The organism is Nocardioides sp. P5_C9_2 (genome assembly GCF_054049555.1).
The window spans coordinates 1-4,438 of sequence record NZ_JBFUMD010000337.1; the positions used below are offsets into that span (position 1 = coordinate 1).

A 4,438-nucleotide genomic window follows, 5' to 3' on the forward strand; every position below is an offset into this window, starting at 1 on the left:
GGTTGTGGGTCATCGAGAGCAGGTGGTAGACGGCGTGCAGCTCGCGGCCGGTGTCGTCGGGGTAGTGCACGCCACTGACGCCCGAGCAGAACTCGAAGCGCAGCGCGTCGTCGTCGCGCAGCATCTGCGCCACGAACGGCAGGTCCTCGCGGCGCACGTGAAAGGTGATCTCACCACGGTGGACCACGACGGACTCGATCGCCGCGGTCAGGTCGGTCTGACCGAGCCGGGCCTCGAGCGCGTCGGCGACCTCGTCGAACCACCCGCCGTACGGACGCTGCGAGGCCCCGGGCAGGACGATGGGCGCGACCAGGCCGCCGTAGCCGGACGTGTCGCCGGTGCCGGAGACACCGAACATGCCGCGGCGCTCGCCCGTCGAGCGGACCTCGATGCCCTCGCCATGGGGCGCGGGAAGGTTCTCGGGGGACTGCTCGACGGCCGGTTGGTCGACGTGCGCCGTGGCCGGGTTGTCGGACGGGTTGTCCAGCGGGTTGCTCATCGCAGCAGGCCTCGCATCTGGCTGGTCGGCAGCGCCTGGAGGGCCTGCGTCTCGAGCTCCTCGATCTCGGCGAGCCGGTTGGCACCGAGCTTGGTGGCCTGCACCTGGTCGTGGAGCTTGAGGATCGCGTCGATCAGCATCTCGGGCCGCGGTGGGCAGCCGGGGAGGTACATGTCGACAGGGACGACGTGGTCGACGCCCTGCACGATGGCGTAGTTGTTGAACATGCCGCCAGAGCTGGCGCACACCCCCATGGCGAGGACGTACTTGGGCTCGGCCATCTGGTCGTAGATCTGGCGCAGGACGGGGGCCATCTTCTGGCTGACCCGGCCGGCGACGATCATCAGGTCGGCCTGGCGCGGGCTGGCCCGGAAGACCTCCATGCCGAAGCGGGCCAGGTCGTACTTGGGACCGCCCGACGTCATCATCTCGATGGCGCAGCAGGCGAGACCGAAGGTCGCCGGCCAGAAGGACGCCTTGCGCATGTAGCCGGCGACGCCCTCGACCGTGGTCAGGAGCACGCCGCTCGGAAGCTTCTCTTCGAGTCCCATGATCAGTCCCACTCCAGTCCGCCGCGACGCCACACGTACGCATAGGCCACGAACACCGTGGCGATGAAGAGGACCATCTCGACGAGCCCGAAGACCTTCATGGCGTCGAAGTGCACGGCCCACGGGTAGAGGAAGATGATCTCGATGTCGAAGACGATGAAGAGCATCGCGGTGATGTAGTACTTCACCGGGAAGCGGCCGCCGCCGACCGGCTGCGGGGTGGGCTCGATACCGCACTCGTAGGAGTCGAGCTTGGCGCGGTTGTAGCGCTTGGGTCCGATGAACGCACTCATCACGACCGAGCCGACCGCGAAGGCCGCGGCCAGTGCCGCGAGCACGAGCACCGGCGTGTAGAGCTCCATCGAGCCTGTCCCTCCCTCGTCCCTGTGCAGCAGAGCAGCCACCACACCGGCCACCGCATGTGACTTTGTGAACTACTTCACTAGTGGCGCAGCCCACAGTGTAGGACGCGCTGTGCGCCGCGTCACGCAGGGGTCAGGCGGTCGCGCGGTGCAGGGCGACGATGCCGCCCGAGAGGTTGCGCCACTGCGGTGCCGACCACCCGGCTTCGCCGATCAGGGCCGCCAGCCCGTGCTGGTCGGGCCACGCACGGATCGACTCCGCGAGGTACACATAGGCGTCCGGGGAGGACGAGACGGCCCGCGAGATCGTCGGCAGCGCCTTCATCAGGTACTCCATGTAGACGGTGCGGAAGGGCCGCAGGGTCGGGCTGCTGAACTCGCACACCACCAGGCGGCCGCCGGGTCGCGTGACGCGGCGCATCTCCCGCAGACCGGCCTCGGGATCGACGATGTTGCGCAGCCCGAAGGAGATGGTGACCGCGTCGAAGGTGCCGTCCGCGAAGGGCAGCCGGGTGCCGTCGCCGGCGGTGAAGGGCAGGTGCGGACGCGCCCGCTTGCCGACCTGGAGCATCCCGAGGGAGAAGTCGCACGGCACCACCCGGGCGCCGGCGTCCGCGAACGGCTGGCTGGACGTGCCGGTGCCGGCCGCGAGGTCGAGCACCCGGTCGCCGTACGACGGGTCGACGGCCTCGATGACCTCGCGCCGCCAGCGCCGGTCCTGGCCGAGCGACAGCACGTCGTTGGTGAGGTCGTAGCGCTGGGCGACGGCGTCGAACATGCGTCGGACGTCGGTCGGCTGCTTGTCGAGCTCTGCACGGGCCACGCGGCGAGCGTAGTGCGGGCGCAACCTCGCACCGTCGGTGGGCGTCCCTACTATGACGACCCTCGCCTACCTCGGAGATCCCATGCCTCTCACCCGGACGCCTCGTCCCCGGACGCCCCGCGCCACCGCCGCCCGCCTCCTGCTGGCGATGACGCTCACGCTCGGTCTCGCCGTCGTCGGCGCGACGTCCCTCACCGCTCCGGCGGGTGCCGCGGACGGCGTGGGCACCCCCGCCGCACGGGCGGCCTTCACCCCTCTGCGCTTCGGCGACTCCGGCTGGYGGGTGCGCGAGCTGCAGAGCCGCCTGCACCAGCTGGACCTGCACTCCGAGGTGATCACGAGCCGCTTCGACGCCCAGACCCGCGACGGGGTGCGCACCTTCCAGGCCCGTCGGCACCGCGAGACCACCGGCCGTGTCGACGCGCGCACCTGGTCGACCCTGGCCGCCGTCACCACCGAGCCCACCCGCGAGGCGCTGCACAACATCTACACGCCGGGCCCCGCCCTGCTCGCCGCCGGCGACCAGGGTCTGGCCGTGCGCCGCCTGCAGGCTCGGCTCGAGCAGCTGAGGTGGTGGACCGGCGACGTCACCGGCGTCTTCGACGTCCGCACCATGCGTGCCGTGCGCGGGTTCCAGGAGAAGCGTCGGATCCCGGTGACCGGCGAGGTCGACCGCCGGACCCTCGACCGGCTGGCCGCGATGACGCGTCAGCCCACCCAGGCCGAGCTCTTCAACATCGAGCCGCAGGGCCCGGCGCTCGACCCGCGCTGCCTGACCGGGCGGGTCATGTGCGTCGACAAGACGTCGCGCTCGCTGCGCTGGGTCATCGACGGCGTGGTGAAGACCCGTTTCGACGTGCGCTTCGGCTCCGACGAGCTGCCGACCCGGGAGGGCGCCTTCTCGGTGTTCCGCAAGAGTCGCGACCACGTCTCGAGCCTCTACGACACGTCGATGCCGTTCGCCATGTTCTTCTCCGGCGGGCAGGCGGTGCACTACTCCCCCGACTTCGCGGCCACCGGCTACAACGGCGCCTCGCACGGGTGCGTCAACGTGCGCGACTACGACGGGGTCCGCTGGCTGTTCGACCAGGTGCGCCTCGGCGACACGGTGATCGTCTACCGCTCCTGACGGGCGCGAGGGTCGCGGTCCGCGCGGAGCGCTCGTCGTGACCCCCGTCACGGCCCGGGTCCTGCCGACCGGATCTGGAGTCATGACGACCAGGAGCCGCCGCGTAGGCTCCGGGTCGTGACGAGTGCGGCGACCACCCCCGCGGCGACCGCGGCCAGCCCCCTGGTGGTGCGGACGACGGCGATCGACCTCGGGGACCCCGACTCGGCCCGACTCCTCGACCGGTTGCCCGCCGACTCACCGGTCACCTGGCTGCGCAACGGCGAGGGGCTGGTCGGCTGGGGCGTGGCGGCCCAGGTGCGTACCACCGGGTCGGCACGCTTCCGCGACGCCGACAAGTGGTGGTCGGAGACGACGGCGCGCGCCGAGGTCACCGACGAGGTCACCGAACCGGGCACCGGGCTGGTCGCCTTCGGCTCCTTCGGCTTCGCCGACGACCCCGGCGACTCGGTGCTCGTCGTCCCCCGGGTCGTGCTCGGACGCCGCGGCGACCGCACGTGGGTGACCACCGTCGGGGACGAGCCGACGGCCGAGGCCCCCCGCCCGGAGCGGGTGGACGTGCCGCGCGCGCCGGTGGGCCTCAGCTTCGCCGACGGAGCGCTCAACGGCGAGGAGTGGATGTCGGTCGTGGCCGACGCCGTCGCCCGGATCAACGTCGGGGACCTCGAGAAGGTCGTCCTGGCCCGGGACCTCATCGCCACGTGCGACGAACCCCTCGACGTCCGGTGGCCGCTGCACCGGTTGGCCACCGACTACGCCATGTGCTGGACCTTCCACGTCGACGGCCTCTTCGGGGCGACCCCCGAGATGCTCGTGCGTCGCGAGCGCGGCCTGGTCACCTCACGGGTGCTCGCCGGCACCATCCGGCGTACTGGTGACGACGAGCGCGACATGGCGCTGGCTGCGACGCTGGCCCGCTCCTCCAAGGACCTCGAGGAGCACGAGTACGCCGTCCGCTCCGTCGCCGACGCGCTCGAGCCGCACTGCTCGTCGATGAACGTGCCCGAGGCGCCGTTCGTGCTGCACCTGCCCAACGTGATGCACCTGGCCACCGACGTGGCCGGGGTCGTGCAC

At 71.3% G+C, this 4,438-nt stretch carries 6 protein-coding genes; 2 read left to right on the forward strand and 4 right to left on the reverse strand.

Features of this window, described 5'->3' with window-relative positions; translation table 11 throughout:
* The 4 genes from ACXJKL_RS15440 to ACXJKL_RS15455 form a co-directional block, all read right to left on the reverse strand.
* Window positions 1-499 (reverse strand): NADH-quinone oxidoreductase subunit C (locus ACXJKL_RS15440; RefSeq protein WP_457207919.1); only part of this gene is annotated, 499 nt, incomplete at its 3' end.
* The gene (locus tag ACXJKL_RS15445) at window positions 496-1,050 is read right to left on the reverse strand and encodes a NuoB/complex I 20 kDa subunit family protein (protein ID WP_457207920.1); all 555 of its coding nucleotides are present in this window, start codon (window positions 1,048-1,050) and stop codon (window positions 496-498) included. The genes ACXJKL_RS15445 and ACXJKL_RS15440, both read right to left, overlap by 4 nt.
* Before the next feature lie 2 nt (window positions 1,051-1,052).
* Window positions 1,053-1,412 (reverse strand): NADH-quinone oxidoreductase subunit A, encoded by a 360-nt coding sequence (locus ACXJKL_RS15450; protein WP_457207921.1) that lies wholly within the window; start codon window positions 1,410-1,412, stop codon window positions 1,053-1,055.
* Between the two features lie 133 nt (window positions 1,413-1,545).
* Window positions 1,546-2,235: a demethylmenaquinone methyltransferase gene (locus ACXJKL_RS15455; RefSeq protein WP_457207922.1), complete on the reverse strand. Its 690-nt coding sequence runs from the start codon at window positions 2,233-2,235 to the stop codon at window positions 1,546-1,548.
* 82 nt (window positions 2,236-2,317) lie between these two features.
* Here ACXJKL_RS15455 and ACXJKL_RS15460 point away from each other — a divergent pair, with 82 nt between their 5' ends.
* Window positions 2,318-3,364: a L,D-transpeptidase family protein gene (locus ACXJKL_RS15460; protein ID WP_457207923.1), complete on the forward strand. Its 1,047-nt coding sequence runs from the start codon at window positions 2,318-2,320 to the stop codon at window positions 3,362-3,364.
* 117 nt (window positions 3,365-3,481) lie between these two features.
* The coding region (locus ACXJKL_RS15465; protein ID WP_457207924.1) for an isochorismate synthase at window positions 3,482-4,438 on the forward strand (957 nt) is incomplete at its 3' end.

Coding starts and splice junctions, on each gene's coding strand:
- ACXJKL_RS15445 (WP_457207920.1), bottom strand. CDS start 1,050: ATGGGACTCGAAGAGAAGCTTCCGAGCGGCGTGCTCCTGACCACGGTC.
- ACXJKL_RS15450 (WP_457207921.1), bottom strand. CDS start 1,412: ATGGAGCTCTACACGCCGGTGCTCGTGCTCGCGGCACTGGCCGCGGCC.